Raw genomic sequence first — 14,620 nt, forward strand, 5'->3', positions numbered from 1 at the left:
GGTCAGGACACCTCCTGGCGGATGTACGAAGCGACGGCGTCGGCGTCGGTGGCGTCGAGCAGGTTCTGCTTGAACTCCGCCCGGACGAGCCGGCGGGCGAGGGCGGCCAGGACCTTGAGGTGGTCGCTGCCGCCGCCTTCGGGTGCGGCGATGAGGAAGATCAGCGTCGCCGGGCCGTCCGGCGCGCCGAAGTCGACGCCGGCGGCGCTGCGGCCGAACGCCAGCGTCGGCGCGGTCACCGCGGTCGAGCGGCAGTGCGGGATGCCGATGCCGCCTTCGAGCCCGGTGGCCATCTGCTCTTCGCGCGCGGCGACGTCCTTGAGGAAGAGGTCGAGGTCGGTCACCCGCCCGGCGGAGACGAGCCGCTCGGCCAGCGAGCGGACGACGCCTCGCTTTTCGGTGGCGTCGAGCCCGAGGTCGACCAGGTCGGCGGTGATCAGGTCTGGGGTGGTCATGCGGCGGCTCCGCTGAGGGTGAGGGTGGGGTCGGTGTCGAGCACGCGCACCTGGTCGGGGTGCACGTCGTGCGGGGTGGGCATGCGGCTGCCCTCCTGCGTGACCGCGGCGGTGCCGTAGGCGACCGCGGTCCGCAGGGCTGTGGGGCCGGCTCCTCCCGCGTGGAGGAACCCGGCGAGCGCGGCGTCTCCGGCGCCGACGGTGCTGCGCACGGCGACCAGCGGGCCGAGCGCGTGGCAGGTCTCTGTCTCCTCGACGAGCACCGCGCCACGGGCGCCGAGGCTGACCAGCACGCGGCCGACGCCGCCGGAGATCAGCTCGCGGCAGAAGGCGACGACGTCGCCGAGCAGCGGCAGCGGGTGCCCGGCGAGCTCGATCAGCTCGTCGAGGTTCGGCTTGAGCAGGTCGGGGCCGCCCGCGCGGGCGGCGTCGAGCGGCGCGCCGGAGGAGTCGACCGCGACCTTCGCCCCGGCGTCGTGGGCCAGTTTCGTGAGCCGCGCGTAGAAGTCGTCGGGCACGCCGGCGGGGAGGCTTCCGCAGCACACCAGCCATTCCGCGCGTCCGGCCAGCTCGACGGCCCGGCGTTCGAGGGTTGCCAGCTCGGCGGGAGAGATTTCCGGGCCGGGCTCGTTGATCTTCGTCGTGGTCCCGTCGGCTTCGACGAGCGTGATGTTGCTGCGGGTCGTCCCGGCGATCGGCACCGCGACGACCGGGACGCCTTCGGGGGCGAGCAGGTCGGCCAGCCGTTCACCGACCAGGCCGCCGGCGGGCAGGAGTGCGACGGTCGGGGTCCCGGCGGCGGCCAGCGCGCGGGCGACGTTGACGCCCTTGCCGCCGGGGTCGAGCCGCACGGCCTCGGCGCGGATCACCTCGCCGCGGCGCAGCTCGGCGACGCGCGCGGTCCGGTCGAGGCTCGGGTTCGGGGTCACGGTGACGATCACGCCAGCACCACCTCCGGGCCCGCCTCTTCGAGCTCCGCCACGGCACCCGCGTCGAGGCCGCTGTCGGTGACCAGGACGTCGATCTCGGCCAGCCGCGCGAACCGGCTGAGCTGGTCGGTGCCGTACTTGCTGTGGTCGGCCAGCAGCACCCGCTTGCGGGCGGCGGCGACCGCGGCGGCCTTCACCGCGGACTCGGCCAGGTCCGGTGTCGTGCAGCCGTGCTCGGCGGAAAAGCCGTTGGCGCCGAGGAAGGCGACGTCGACGAGCAGGCCGTCGAGCGCGTGCAGCGTCCAGGTTTCGACGGCGGCGAGCGTCGTCCCGCGGACGCGGCCGCCGAGGATGTGCAGCGTGATGCCCGGGCGGGTGGCGAGGATCGACGCGACCGGGATCGAGTTGGTGATCACCGTGAGCTCGCGGTCGGCGGGCAGGAGCGTCGCGAGCCTGCTCGTGGTGGTGCCCGCGTCGAGCAGGATCGAGCCGCGGTCGGGGACCAGGTCCAGCGCGGCCCGGGCGATCGCGTCCTTCTCGGCGGCGTTGGTCTGGTCCCGCTGTGCGACCTCGGGTTCGAAGTCGAGGCGGTCGACCGCGACGGCACCGCCGTAGACGCGGCGGACGACGCCCTGGCGTTCGAGGACGCCGAGGTCGCGGCGGATGGTCTCGGGGGCGACACCGAGTTCGGTGGCGACGTCGTTGACGTCGACCCGGCCGTCGCGCCGTGCGCGTTGTGCCAGGAGCTGATGCCGTTCGGCGGCGTACATGCCCGTTCCTCTCCGATGTTTGCCCGTTGCAGTTTGATTGTGCCCGTTGTTACGGTAGTGTCAATCCCTGGTTACTAGATCTTTTTCTCCCGGAGGTCTTGTCATGCAGTTGTCCGGAGTCGGAGTCAGCCCCGGCCGGGTCGCCGGTCCGCGCGTCATCGTGGTCGCTGACCTGCGGGAACCCGCGTCTTTGCCGGTGCCGGACGATCTTCGGGCGGAAGCGGGCAAGATCGGGCCCGCGGCCGAGTCGGTCGCGGCGTCGCTGTCCGATCGTGCCCGTTCCGTGTCCGGCGATGCCCGATCGGTCCTGGAGACGACGGCGGCGATGGCGTCGGATCCCGCTTTGGTCGCGTCCGCGGAGAAGCGCGTTCTCGACGGTTCGCTGCCGGCACCGCGCGCGGTGTGGGAGGCGGCGGGGGAGTTCATGACGGCGCTGCGGGCGGCCGGCGGGTACATGGCCGAACGCGCCGCGGACGTCGCCGACGTGCGCGACCGGATCGTCGCCTCCTTGTCGGGCCTGGCCCCGCCCGGTGTCCCGGAGCTGACGTCGCCGAGCGTCTTGGTGGCGCGCGACCTGGCCCCGGCCGACACCGCCGGGCTCGACCCGGACCTCGTGCTCGCGCTGGTGACGGAAGAGGGCGGCCCGACGAGCCACACCGCGATCCTGGCTCGGGCGCTGGGGATTCCCGCCGTCGTCGCGTGCGCCGGCGTGCTCGGCCTCGCCGGGCCCGGGCTGGTGGTCGACGGTTCGGCGGGCACGGTTGCGCCGTCCGACGGCGAGGTGGTCGCCCCGGCGAGGACGTCCCGCCCCGAGTGGGACGGGGTCGGCCGGCTCGCCGACGGCCACCGCGTGAAGCTGCTGGCCAACGTCGGCTCGGCGTCGGACGCCCGCGCCGCCGCCGCGGCCGGAGCGGAAGGGATCGGGCTGTTCCGCACGGAGTTCTGTTACCTGTCGGCGACTTCCGAGCCGACGGAGTCGTCGCAGCGAGCGGCCTACGCGGCGGTGCTGGAGCCGTTCGGCGGGAAGCCCGTCGTCGTCCGGACCCTGGACGCCGGTTCGGACAAGCCGCTCGCGTTCCTGCCGATGGGCGCGGAGCCGAACCCCGCGCTCGGCGTCCGCGGGCTGCGGGTCGCGTTCGACCGGCCCGCACTGCTGGACCGCCAGCTGACCGCGATCGCCGCGGCGGCGGGCGACACGGGCGTCGAGCTGTCGGTGATGGCCCCGATGGTCGCGACGGCAGCGGAGGCGGCTTGGTTCGCTTCGCGAGCGCGTGCGGCCGGAATCGCCCGCGTGGGTGTGATGATCGAGATCCCGGCGGCGGCGTTGTGCGCCGCGGAGATCCTGGCCGAGGTCGACTTCGTGTCGCTGGGCACGAACGACCTGGCGCAGTACGTGTTCGCGGCGGACCGCCAGCTCGGCGCGGTGGCCGCGTTGAACGACCCGCACCAGCCGGCACTGCTGCGCATGGTCGGCATGGTCGCGGAAGCCGGTGCGGCGGCGGGGAAACCGGTCGGGGTGTGCGGCGAAGCGGCGGCCGATCCCGCGCTGGCGCCGGTGCTGGTCGGGCTGGGTGTCACGTCGTTGTCGATGAACGCGGCGGCCCTGGCGGGTGTGGGCGCGGCGTTGCGCGCGGTCGACCTCGAGGCGTGCCGCGCGTCGGCTTGACGGGGTGCGGAGGCCGGAATCCGCGGAAACGTGCTGGCGATCGACGTCCTGCGGCGTCATGGCCCGCTATGCCTGAATCTCAAATTGCGACAGCCGGGCGGCGTCCCCGGTTCTAGCGTCGAGGGCGGCCGAGGCCCGGCCACGGGAGCCGGGCGGCCGACGGAGGCGACGATGAAGGCGCTGGTCTACCACGGTCCGGGTGCGAAGGCTTGGGAAGACGTCCCGGACGCCGCCGTCCAGGAACCGACCGACGTGGTCGTGCGCGTCGACACGACCACGATCTGCGGCACCGACCTGCACATCCTGCAGGGCGACGTCGCCGCGGTCACCGACGGCCGGATCCTCGGCCACGAAGCGGTCGGCACGGTGACCGCGGTCGGCGACGCGGTCCGGGCGTTCGCGGTCGGCGACCGGGTGCTGGTCCCGGCCATCACCCAGTGCGGGCGCTGCGAGTACTGCGGGCGCGGGATGCCGTCCCACTGCCAGACGGTCGGCGGGATCGGCTGGATCTTCGGCCACCTCATCGACGGAACGCAGGCCGAGCTGGTGCGCGTGCCCTACGCGGACACGTCGCTGTACGCGGTCCCCGACGGCGTCACGAACGAACAGGCGATCTTCCTGGCCGACTCGCTGCCGACGGGGTACGAGGTCGGTGTCCTGGCCGGCCGCGTCCGCCCGGGCGACACGGTGGCGGTGGTCGGCGCGGGCGCGGTCGGGCTGGCGGCGATCCTGACGACGGGCCTGTGGGGCGCGTCGAAGGTGATCGCGGTGGACTCCAACAAGTTCCGCCTGGAGAAGGCCCTGGAGTTCGGCGCGACGGACGCGTTCGAAGCGGGTCCGGACACTCGCTCGGACGTGCTCGGCTTGACGGACGGCCTCGGCGTGGACGTCGCGATCGAAGCGGTCGGCTACCCGGAGACCCTGCTGACGGCGGCATCCCTGGTCCGCCCGGGCGGACGCATCGCGAACATCGGCGTGCACGGCGTCCCGGTCGAGCTGCCGATGCAGGAGATGTGGATCCAGAACCTGACGCTGACGATGGGCCTGGTGGACACGGCATCGATCCCGACACTGCTGAAGATGGTGGCCTCCGGCCGCATCCCGGCCGAGCGCATGGGAACCCACCGGTTCACGTTCGCCCAGATGGAGGAGGCGTACGAGGTGTTCGCCAACGCGGCCGCGAACTCGGCGCTGAAGGTGGTCATCACGCCTTAGGTCACCGTGGGATCCCCGAGCGCGAGCTCGGGCGGCCGCCCCCGCCGCCGCGTGACGACGACGGCCGCGGAGCCGAAGGGCGACGCCGTAACGGCCGGCCGCGACATCTCGAGCCGGAGCTTCAACGCACCGGTGACATCGAGGTCGATCGCGGCCGGCTTCCCGATGGCCACTTCGTGCTCTGACCGGGGTTTGCCGTCGACGAGCACGCGGAAGCGGCCGACCTGGAAGCGGTCGGCCGCGTCGTCGAGGACCCCGGCGATGGTCGAGAACCGCTGGTAGTGGCCGCCGAGGTCGACTTCGACGAACCCGGGTGCGGTGCCCGAGCGCAAGACGATGCTGTCCTCGTACCGCCTGCCGTCGATCGAGGCCGCCATTCGCTGCACGCCCGAACTGCTGCCTGTCCACCGCAGTTCACTCGCAGGGGTCGGGTGGAACTCCGGGGATTCGCCGTCGAGCCACCGGCCGCGCGCCGGCATGGGGTACTTGCCTCGCCCGGTGATCGCGGCGAGCAGCTCGGCGACACCCTCGTTGGTGAACGCCCCGATCTCGAACCGGGTGGTGGAGTAAGGAGCGAGGAAGGCGGGGATGTCGTCGATCGATCCGCCGGGCAGGACCACCGGGAGGACCCGGCGCGTGCCTTCGCGGTGGTCCTTGGTCAGCTTGTCGCGGATGATGGCGGTCTCGAACTGGGCCCCGCGTCCTTCGTCCGGCGGCGCGTCGCCGTCGGCTCGCTCCCGGTACAGCGGAGACGCCACGACGATGATGAAGTCGGCCGCGGTGAGGTTCCGGGTGGCCCACAGCGACCAGTCGATGCGGATGTGGTCGTGCCACTGGTCGAGCACGACCTCGAGGCCGATCCGGCTGCGCAGGAAGGTCGCGAAGGTCCGGACCTGGGCTTTGTGGTCCTCGGTGTCGTGCGAATAGCTGAAGAACACCCGGGGCGCCTCGTGGTCGGGCATCGGTTCCTTTCGGGGATCGGTCGGTGATTCACCGATCCGGGAGATCGGTGTCGCGGAAATGCTTCGCGGCATCGTGCTCTACTGGTGCCTGTCATCTATCCGGGCCCGGAAGATTTGTCAAGATGCATTCTCCGGCGGCACTTGAGGTATGGCCAGTTATTGTCCTGGATCTGTCAGGTTTCCCGTCTTCTTTGCCGGTGTGCGGCCGATCTAGGATCGGATCCGCCTGGTGGGGAGCGGTGAGGAGCGTCGGCACGCGTGTACGAGTTCGACGTGTTCATCAGCTACCGGCGTGCGGCGAGTGACATATCGGCGTGGATTCGCCACCATTTTCACCCCCGCCTCCTGGAAGTGCTCGACAACAATCGGTACGAGGACGTCAAGATTTTCTTCGACGACCAGGTGCGCGTCGGAGCCGATTGGCCGGCGGAACTGAGTTCGGCGTTGCAGCGCTCGCGCGTGTTGCTCCCGGTCTGCTCGCCGAAGTACTTCCGGGACGAATGGTGCCTGGCCGAGTGGGCGTCGATGGAGGAGCGGGAGGCGCTGACCGCCGGCCCGCGGCGGGAACACGGGCGGCCTCTGATCTACCCGGTGATCTTCTGCGACTCCCGGAACTTCCCCGACTGGGCCCACGCGCGGCGCCCGCGTGACCTGCAGCAGTGGAACCACCCCTTCGAACACTTCCAGACCGCGCCGGCCTACCTCGAGTTCAACCAGCAGATCAAGCAGATCGCGGCGGAGCTGGAGGAACTGATCGAACGAGCGCCGGAGTGGCGGGACGACTGGCCGGTGCGCACCCCGGCCCCGGAGCCGCCGAAGCGGGCGCGGATGCCGAGGTTCTGACCGATGCCGGGATCGATCTTCACCTTCTACTCCTACAAGGGCGGCGTCGGCCGGAGCTTCACCCTGGCCAACATCGCCGTGCTGCTCGCCCGGTGGGGTCACCGCGTGCTCTGCCTGGACTGGGACCTCGAGGCACCCGGCCTCGGCGACTACTTCCGGCCGCGGCTGGCCACGCGCCCGAGCGGGGGCGTGGTCGACCTCGTCGACGACTTCCGGCAGGGCCGGTTCAAGCCGGAGGCGCACGTCCAGCGGCTGGCGGACGTCGGCGTGCTCGATTTCCTCGCGGCCGGCAGCGAAGAGCCCGGCTACGTCACGCAGGTGCAGGAGATCGATTGGGACCGGCTGTACGACGACGGGTTCGGCGAGTACCTCGAGAAGTGCCGCGAGCAGTGGGTCGCGCGCTACGACTTCGTCCTCATCGACAGCCGCACCGGGATCTCCGACATCGGCGGGATCTGCACGGCGCACCTGCCGGACCACCTCGTCCTGCTGTTCACCGCGAACCGCCAGAGCATCTTCGGCGCGATGGAGGCGGCGCGGCGCGCGGACGCGGCGCGCAACCTCCTGCCGTTCGACCGCGCGCGGCTGACCGTCCTGCCGGTGCTGTCGCGGTTCGACAACCGGGAGGAGTACGACCGGTCGGAGACCTGGCGCCGCATCGTCGTCGACGAGACGGCCGAGCTGTACCGGCCGTGGCTCGACCAGACGGTGGAGCCCGCGACGATGGCCCGTCACCTCACCCTGCCGTACGTGTCGTACTGGAGTTTCGGCGAGCAGCTGCCGGTGCTGTCGGAACAGACGCCGAGCGCCGACCAGATCGGGTTCGCACTCGAGACCGTCGCGGCGGTGATCGCCAGCCGGCTCGACCGCACCGACCTGCTGGCCGAGAACCGCGACGCCTACGTGGCCGCCGTGCGCGCGAGCCGGCGCGAGTTCAAGCACGACCTGCGGGTCAGCATCCCGCGTCCGGCGGTCGGCACGGCGGACGGGCTGGTCGCCGCGCTGAAGAAGCAGGGCGTCCGGGTGGTGAAATCGCTTTCCGGCGACCGGTCCCTGTTGGCACGGGCCGAAGACGACGCGCGGCACCTGTGCCTGCTCGTCGACGGCAAGGTGAGCCGCTGGCAGGCGGCCGAGGTCGAGCTGTTCCTGCACCGCACCCTCGGCCAGGACCGGCGCGTCATCCCGATCCTCACCGCGGGCACCGACGCGGCCGGGCTGCCGGGCTACGTCGGCAATCTCCGCTACCTGCGCCTCGGCGGCACGCGCGGCCTGGACGGAGTCGCCCGCGACCTGGTCGGCCAGCTGAAGGGCTTCACCCAGCTCATCGACACGGACGACGACGTAGACCTCGCCGAAGTGCTCGGCCAGGCCCGCGACTCCCGGCTGCGCCCCTCCCGCTGGGACCTGGTGGACGAGCTGGTCACGGCTCTGCAGCCGGCGGTCGGCGGCGGCGACAGCGGACGAACCCGCGAACTGGCGGCGGACCTGGCGGTGGCGGTGAAGCCGCGCTTCCCCGGCGGCGACGACCACCACGCGGCCCCGCCGAGGGTCCGCCGCTCGATCGACTGGCTCCTGCGGACGCTGGATGCCCGCGCGCAAACCACGACGAAGCCGAACCACCGGAAGGATCTCGGATGACCGATCGCTTGAACCACAAGCAGACCGCGGCGATGTTCACGCTGATGGTGCTGGGCCGGGAGGTGCCGAACAAGGAACTGCAGGAACGGGTGGGCTTCACCCTCACCGGCAAGGACCGCACCCAGCTGAATGACAGCAGGTACGTCGCCAGCGAGAAGGTCGGGCGCTCGTTCGTCCACCAGCTGACCGACAGCGGATGGGCGTGGTGCGAGCAGGAGATCGGGACCGGGACACCGCCGCCGCCCCGGCCGCTGAGCACTCTCTGCTCGGCGCTTTACGTCGTGCTCGGGGGCTTCGACGAGTTCTTGCGCAGCCGGAAGCTGCGGCTGGCGGATGTCTTTGTGTCGGGCGGGAGTCCGGTCGAGGCCGCGCCGGTCGAAGATCTCGAGGAACGCATCCGCGTCGCCTACCGCGAACTGGTGCGGGAACCCCGGGGCTGGGTCGGCCTGGTGGACCTGCGCCCGAAGCTCGGCGCACCCGCGGCGGAGGTCGACGCGGTGCTCAAGGAGCTGAGCCGCGCCGGCAAGGTGCACCTCGTCCCGGAGGACAACCGCAAGGCGCTCACCGCGGCCGACCACGAGGCGGCGATCCGCATCGCCGGCGAAGACAACCATTTCGTCGCTTTCGAGGCGTCATGATGGACGAGCTCAAAGCACTGGCGACGCTGAGCTTCGACTGGGCGGATACGCCGGACCACGTCTGGCGGGACTCGCCGTACCACGTCGACGGCCTGCACGACGACGCGCTCGCCGCGCTCGACACGGGCATCCGTGACGCCGTGGCCAGCGACGGGCCGAGCCCGATCGGGCTCGTGATGCAGGGGCAGAAGGGTGTCGGCAAGACTCACCTGCTGGGTCTCGTCCGGCGGCGGGCGCACCGCGCGCGCGGGTACTTCTTCCTCGACGACGTCACCGCGGCCGAGGCGTTCTGGGAGAACACGGCAGAGGCGCTGCGCCGGGGGCTGGCCCGCCCGGATGATTCGGGCGAGTCGCAACTGAAGAAGTTCCTGCTGCGAGTGTGCCTGCGTGCCCACGTCGATGCCGATGTGGAGGCGAGGATCAGGCGCGGACGCGGGCTCACACCTGAAGACGTAGAGGCATTCGTCGATGGGGTGGCGTCCCTGGATGAGATGGTCGCCGACGAGTGCGGGGACACCGCACGTGCCCTGGTGCTGATCGCGAGCCGGGACCGCGGCGCCAAGTACATCGGTGAGGACTACCTCGACGGCGACACCGAGCTGACGTCCGAGGCCCGCCAGTGGAACATCTACTCGCGGCCGAAACCCGCCCGAGTGCTCGTCCAGGAGATCACGCGGCTGCTCGCGCTCACGGGGCCGGTCGTGATCGCCGTGGACCAGCTCGACACCCTCGTCGCCCGATCGACGCAGGGCATGATGAAGGATGGCGTCGCGGATGACCTGCTCGTGGCGAAGATCGCCGACGGGCTCATGGGCCTGCGAGAGGTCACCCACAAGACCCTCACTGTTCTGGCCTGCTTGCCCAGCACCTGGGAGCAGATCAAGACGAAGGCGGCCGGCACCGTCCCGGACCGCTTCCGGGAGCAGGTGACTCTCGGGCGGATCCTGGACCCCGAAGTCGGCCGGGCGCTGGTGGCGAAGCGGCTCGGAGTGGCTTATCAGGCCATGGGGTTCACTCCGCCGCACCCGACCTGGCCGGTCGCGTCCGAGGCGTTCGCGGGGCTCTGGGAGCAGTGGACACCTCGGCAGCTGTTGAAGCGCATCGGCGCGCACATCGAACTGTGCCTGCGTGCCGGGCAGATCAAGGAACTCGCTTCCTTCGATGAGCAAGCCGTGGTGCCGGTCGTCGCGGTGCGCACCGCGGTCGAGACCGATCGGTTCGCCGATCTCGACACCGAGTTCGAAAAGCTCCAGGCCGAAGCGGAACCCGAGAAGCTGCTCGCCGAGAAGGCCGTGGACAAGGCGATGCCCGATCTCCTCTCCGCTGCCCTGCGCTGCTGGGTCACCGAGGTCGGGGACGACGACCTCGAATGGTCCTGTGAGCGCCAGAACGGGCGCAGTGAGGTGCACGCCTGGCTGTCCCGGACCCTTGACGAGGCCGCGGACCTGCAGGAGCACTGGGCGTTCCGGGCGATCGCGGCCCGGGATCCGCGGGCCGCGCTGAGCCGGTTCCGGAAGGCCCGGTCCGCCGCCGGGCAACTGCAAGGGGCGGACAACCGGCATCTCGTCATCCTGCGGGATGTCTGGGGACGCGGAGCCAAGACGCGGGAGGAGGTCGAGAAGTTCACCGCCGCCGGTGGGCGGACGATCCGGCTCACCGACACGGATGTGCGGACCTTCTGGGCGCTGAAGACGATGCTCGGCACCGGTGGCCGCGAGCTGCACGAGTGGCTGATCGACCGGCGGCCCGCGAGCCGGTCCGACCTGCTCTCCGCGGTGCTCCCGGAGAAGCCGTCGGGGCAGCCCGCCGAAGGAACCCACCCGCCGCCGGCAACCGTGACGCCGCCGGTGACGGTGACTCCGCCGGCTGAAGGGGAGATCACGCTCGGCAGCGTCGTCGGCTCGGGGGAGCCGGTGCGGGTCGAGCTCTCCGCCCTCCGCAAGCACGCCGCCGTCTTCGCCGGGTCCGGTTCGGGGAAGACCGTGCTGCTCAGGCGGATCGTGGAGGAGTGCGCTCTGCTGGGGGTCTCCGCGATCGTCCTGGACCCGAACAACGACCTCGCCCGGCTCGGCGACGCCTGGCCCACTCCGCCCGACGGCTGGGGACCCGACGACGCTCAGCTCGCGAAACGCTACTTGGCCGAAACCGACGTCGTCGTCTGGACTCCGGGCCGGGCCACCGGGCGGCCGCTGGCGTTCCAGCCGCTGCCGGACTTCGGCGGCGTCCTCGACGACTCCGACGAGTTCGCGGCCGCGGTCGAGGTGGCCGTCGCGACCCTCGCGCCGCAGGCACGGCTGACCGGGACCACCGCGAAGACGAACATCGGCCTCGCGGTGCTGCGGCAGGCGGTCGTCCGGCACGCGCGGACCGGGTCGCGCAGCCTGCCCGAGCTCATCGAGCTGCTGACCGAACTGCCCGACGACGTCAGCAACCTCAACGACGCCCCGCGCATCGCGGCCGCGCTGGCCGAGGTGCTCAAGGCGGCGATGGTCAACGACCCGCTCTTCGCGGGCGGCGGCGAACCGGTCGACCCGGGCGTGCTGCTGACCCCGGCGGCCGGCAAGCGGGCCCGGGTGTCGGTGATCAGCTTCGTCGGTCTGCAGGCCGACGAGCAGCGGCAGAACTTCGTCAATCAGCTGCAGATGGAGCTGTTCGCGTGGATCAAGCGCAACCCGGCGGGCGACCGGCCGCTGGGGGCACTGTTCGTAATGGACGAAGCCCAGACGATGGCGTCGTCGGGCAGCCTGACGGCGAGCACGCGCAGCACGATCGTGCTCGCGTCGCAGGCCCGCAAGTACGGTCTGGGCCTGCTGTTCGCCACCCAGGCGCCGAAGGGCCTGCACAACCAGGTGGTCGGCAACGCGATGACGCAGTTCTTCGGCCGCCTGAACAGCCCGGCCCAGATCGCCGCGGCCAACGAGCTGGCCCGGGCCAAGGGAAGTCCCGTCGCCGACATCTCCCGCCTGGAGCGCGCCCAGTTCTACGTGGCGGGGGAGGCGTTCGGGTTCCGCCAGGTGGCGACGCCGCTGTGCCTGTCCCACCACCCGGCCAGCCCGCTGCGGCTGGAGGAGGTGATCAGCCGGGCCCGCGGTGAGGAGGCATAGCGTGGCGGAAACACAAGGTGCCCCACTGGAAACCGGCGCCGATCGACGACACCACGTACGTGTCGCCGGTCGACACCGCGCCCGCTCCGAACCTCTCGTGCAACGCCGTGAACACGCCCGCCGAACCCGTGTTCGCCTGGTGCAGGAAGAAGTGCGTGACCTCCTCCACCGGCACGCCCGCGTTGTCCGTCGCGCGGAGGATGCTGTCCGGGAGGCAGCGGGTCGCCGTGTTCCAGACTGCCCGGCCGTTCATCTTCAAATACGAGCCCGCTGCCGGGATTTCGACGTCGCGGGACAGCTCCGAGCCGAAGTCCCAGCCCAGGAGGCCGCCCTGCGGTGACGACGCGTGCGTCAAGACCGCCGCGCCCGCCGCGTCGCCGAAGAACACCCTCGTCGTACGGTCCTCCGGGTTCGTCACGCGGGACGCGCAGTCCGCCGCCAGCACCAGGACCGTCCGGGCCGCCGGCGTCTGCAGCAGGTGCGCGGCCAGCAACAGCGCCTGGACGCCGTTGGCGCACGCCGCCTGCGTGATGTCCAGGGTCAGCGCGCGATCCGCGCCGAGTGCGTCCTTGACGATCAGCGCCGTCGACGGCAGTGGCTGGTCGGGGGTGTACGTCCCCACGATGATCGCGTCGACGTCGCGGGCCGTGACGCCGGCTGCGGCCGGTGCCGGGCGGGCCGCCGCCACGCACATGTCCGACGTCGCCCGGTCCGGCGCGAGACGGCGGCGGGTGCGGATGCCGGTGCGGCTGATGATCCACTCGTCCGAAGTGTCCAGCGTGGCAGCGAGTTCGGCGTTGGTGGCGATCTCCGGCGGCAGGTGGACTCCCGTGCCCGTGATCGCCACGGGTACCGACAGGCCGTTCCGGATGGCGATGAGCGCGCCGACCGGCGCCCGGTGGCTCATGACGAGTCTTCACCCCGGCGGTGGAGAGATCATCTCGCCGGGCGGTCGATCCGGGCGTCTCCCGTTCGACGTACTGGTGACGACGACACGGAGGAACCGATGACCGGACCGATCAGGCTGTACATGTCCACGTCGCTCGACGGCTTCGTGGCCGGACCCGACGACCGGCCGGGCCAGGAGATGGGACGCGGTGGCTTCCGGCTGTTCGACTGGCTCGACGACCGCGATGGCGACGGGCCGAGTGGGCAGGTCTACGCCGAAGCGACGGCGACGGGCGCGCTGATCTCCGGCCGGCGGACGTTCGAGCTGGCCGGCCGCTGGGGCGGCGATCACCACGATGGCGTCCCGATCCACGTGCTGACCCACCACGTCGACCCGTCCGACGTGCCGCCCGGGAGCGCGCGGTTCTACACGGATGTGGTGGCGTGCGCGGAAGAAGCGCGCGAGGCGGCTGGCGACCGCGGGGTCATGGTCCACGGCGCGGGCGCCGCGCAGGCGTTGCTGAAAGCGGGACTGCTGGACGAGCTGGAGCTGCACGTGGTGCCGGTGCTGCTCGGCGGCGGCCGCCGGTTGTTCGGCGACGGGGACCGGGTCGAGCTGGACCTGGTGCGGCAGCTGGCGGATCGCGGCGTACTCCACCTGCGGTACGCCGTGCGCCGGTGACGGGTGCCCGGTCCCGGGGATGCCGCCCCGGGACCGAGCGGGCGGTCAGTCGGCGTCCGGGAAGTGGATGTCGGCGACGTGGACGTCCACGGAGGCGACCTCCAGGCCCAGGTAGTCTTCGACGGCTTCGACCAGCTGGACGCGGATCTGCTCGGCCAGCGCCTTGACCGCGCGCCCGAACTCGACCACCAGCGTGACGGCGATCGTGGCGACCTCGCCTTCGACCTCGACGGAGGTGCCGGCCTCGTCGAGCTCGTACACGCCTTCGGCCTTGCGGGCGACGCGGATGACGATCTTGGAGACGACGCCGTCGGCGACGGTGGTGCTGCCGCGGTTGCCCGCGGCGGGCCGGGAACCGGCTTCCTCGGCCACGGGGGCCTCGTCGGTGGCGACCGCCACCGGCGCCTCCTCGGCGGCCTCGGACTCCACCGCGACAGCTTCATCGGCGGTGTCGGCGGAGTCGGTGTCCTCGTCGGACTCTTCGTCGGCGACCTCGTCCGCGACCGCTTCGTCGGAAGCCTCGTCGGTGACGTCCTCTTCGGTCTCCGCCTCGACGGAGTCGGTGTCCTCGGCGGCGGCGTCGTCAGCGGAGTCGTCGGCTTCGTCCACGTCGGTGGTCTCGTCGACGGCGTCCTCGGTCTCGGTGGTGTCCTCGGCCGGCTCGACGGTCTCGGTGGTGTCGGCCGCCACGGTCTCGGTGGCGGCGGTGCCGTAGCCGTAACCTTCTGAACTGGGCGTTTCGTTCTGGGCGCGACCGAAGATGCTGTTGATGACGTCGGACATGTTTTCCCCTTTTCGGGAGCGACGACTGCGGATGGGGATCAGCGGAG

General features: G+C 71.4%; 13 protein-coding genes. 7 read left to right on the forward strand and 6 right to left on the reverse strand.

Annotated elements, in window-relative coordinates:
* Positions 1 to 2: 2 nt before the first annotated feature.
* The 3 genes from ACZ7PG_RS37415 to ACZ7PG_RS37425 are packed head-to-tail and all read right to left on the reverse strand — an operon-like array spanning position 3 to position 2,154.
* Positions 3 to 455, reverse strand: a complete 453-nt coding sequence (locus tag ACZ7PG_RS37415) for a PTS sugar transporter subunit IIA (protein ID WP_470243909.1) — start codon at positions 453 to 455, stop codon at positions 3 to 5.
* Positions 452 to 1,396: a 1-phosphofructokinase gene (gene pfkB, locus ACZ7PG_RS37420; RefSeq protein WP_470243910.1), complete on the reverse strand. Its 945-nt coding sequence runs from the start codon at positions 1,394 to 1,396 to the stop codon at positions 452 to 454. The genes ACZ7PG_RS37415 and pfkB overlap by 4 nt, the downstream gene beginning before the upstream one ends.
* Positions 1,393 to 2,154 (reverse strand): DeoR/GlpR family DNA-binding transcription regulator, encoded by a 762-nt coding sequence (locus tag ACZ7PG_RS37425; RefSeq protein WP_470243911.1) that lies wholly within the window; start codon positions 2,152 to 2,154, stop codon positions 1,393 to 1,395. The genes pfkB and ACZ7PG_RS37425 overlap by 4 nt, the downstream gene beginning before the upstream one ends.
* Before the next feature lie 103 nt (positions 2,155 to 2,257).
* Here ACZ7PG_RS37425 and ptsP point away from each other — a divergent pair, with 103 nt between their 5' ends.
* Complete coding sequence (ptsP, locus tag ACZ7PG_RS37430; RefSeq protein ID WP_470243912.1) at positions 2,258 to 3,820, forward strand: phosphoenolpyruvate--protein phosphotransferase; 1,563 nt, start codon at positions 2,258 to 2,260, stop codon at positions 3,818 to 3,820.
* Between the two features lie 171 nt (positions 3,821 to 3,991).
* Positions 3,992 to 5,035 carry an alcohol dehydrogenase catalytic domain-containing protein gene (locus ACZ7PG_RS37435; RefSeq protein ID WP_470243913.1) on the forward strand — a complete coding sequence of 348 codons (1,044 nt, stop codon included), beginning with the start codon at positions 3,992 to 3,994 and terminating at the stop codon, positions 5,033 to 5,035.
* On the opposite strand, the gene ACZ7PG_RS37440 is transcribed toward ACZ7PG_RS37435, so the two are convergent.
* Positions 5,032 to 5,997, reverse strand: a complete 966-nt coding sequence (locus tag ACZ7PG_RS37440) for an SEFIR domain-containing protein (RefSeq protein WP_470243914.1) — start codon at positions 5,995 to 5,997, stop codon at positions 5,032 to 5,034. The two genes, ACZ7PG_RS37435 and ACZ7PG_RS37440, sit on opposite strands and share 4 nt — an antisense overlap.
* 273 nt (positions 5,998 to 6,270) lie before the next feature.
* Here ACZ7PG_RS37440 and ACZ7PG_RS37445 point away from each other — a divergent pair, with 273 nt between their 5' ends.
* From ACZ7PG_RS37445 to ACZ7PG_RS37460, 4 genes are read left to right on the forward strand one after another with little or no spacing between them, the layout of a single operon-like run.
* Complete coding sequence (locus ACZ7PG_RS37445; RefSeq protein ID WP_470244713.1) at positions 6,271 to 6,840, forward strand: TIR domain-containing protein; 570 nt, start codon at positions 6,271 to 6,273, stop codon at positions 6,838 to 6,840.
* A 3-nt stretch (positions 6,841 to 6,843) separates the two neighbouring features.
* On the forward strand, positions 6,844 to 8,478 hold the full coding sequence (locus tag ACZ7PG_RS37450) for a CATRA system-associated protein (protein ID WP_470243915.1): 1,635 nt from the start codon (positions 6,844 to 6,846) through the stop codon (positions 8,476 to 8,478).
* Complete coding sequence (locus ACZ7PG_RS37455) at positions 8,475 to 9,116, forward strand: hypothetical protein (protein WP_470243916.1); 642 nt, start codon at positions 8,475 to 8,477, stop codon at positions 9,114 to 9,116. The genes ACZ7PG_RS37450 and ACZ7PG_RS37455 overlap by 4 nt, the downstream gene beginning before the upstream one ends.
* The gene (locus ACZ7PG_RS37460; RefSeq protein ID WP_470243917.1) at positions 9,116 to 12,220 is read left to right on the forward strand and encodes an ATP-binding protein; all 3,105 of its coding nucleotides are present in this window, start codon (positions 9,116 to 9,118) and stop codon (positions 12,218 to 12,220) included. The genes ACZ7PG_RS37455 and ACZ7PG_RS37460 overlap by 1 nt, the downstream gene beginning before the upstream one ends.
* Here ACZ7PG_RS37460 and ACZ7PG_RS37465 read toward each other — a convergent pair.
* Positions 12,192 to 13,127, reverse strand: a complete 936-nt coding sequence (locus tag ACZ7PG_RS37465) for a 3-oxoacyl-ACP synthase III family protein (RefSeq protein ID WP_470243918.1) — start codon at positions 13,125 to 13,127, stop codon at positions 12,192 to 12,194. The two genes, ACZ7PG_RS37460 and ACZ7PG_RS37465, sit on opposite strands and share 29 nt — an antisense overlap.
* A 99-nt stretch (positions 13,128 to 13,226) precedes the next feature.
* Here ACZ7PG_RS37465 and ACZ7PG_RS37470 point away from each other — a divergent pair, with 99 nt between their 5' ends.
* Positions 13,227 to 13,790, forward strand: coding sequence for a dihydrofolate reductase family protein (locus ACZ7PG_RS37470; protein ID WP_470243919.1), 564 nt, complete (start codon positions 13,227 to 13,229; stop codon positions 13,788 to 13,790).
* Positions 13,791 to 13,835: 45 nt separating this feature from the next.
* Here the strand turns inward: ACZ7PG_RS37470 and ACZ7PG_RS37475 are convergent, their stop codons facing one another.
* Positions 13,836 to 14,573, reverse strand: coding sequence for an Asp23/Gls24 family envelope stress response protein (locus ACZ7PG_RS37475; RefSeq protein WP_470243920.1), 738 nt, complete (start codon positions 14,571 to 14,573; stop codon positions 13,836 to 13,838).
* Positions 14,574 to 14,620 lie beyond the last annotated feature (47 nt).

The organism is Amycolatopsis sp. NPDC114504, from assembly GCF_055633595.1.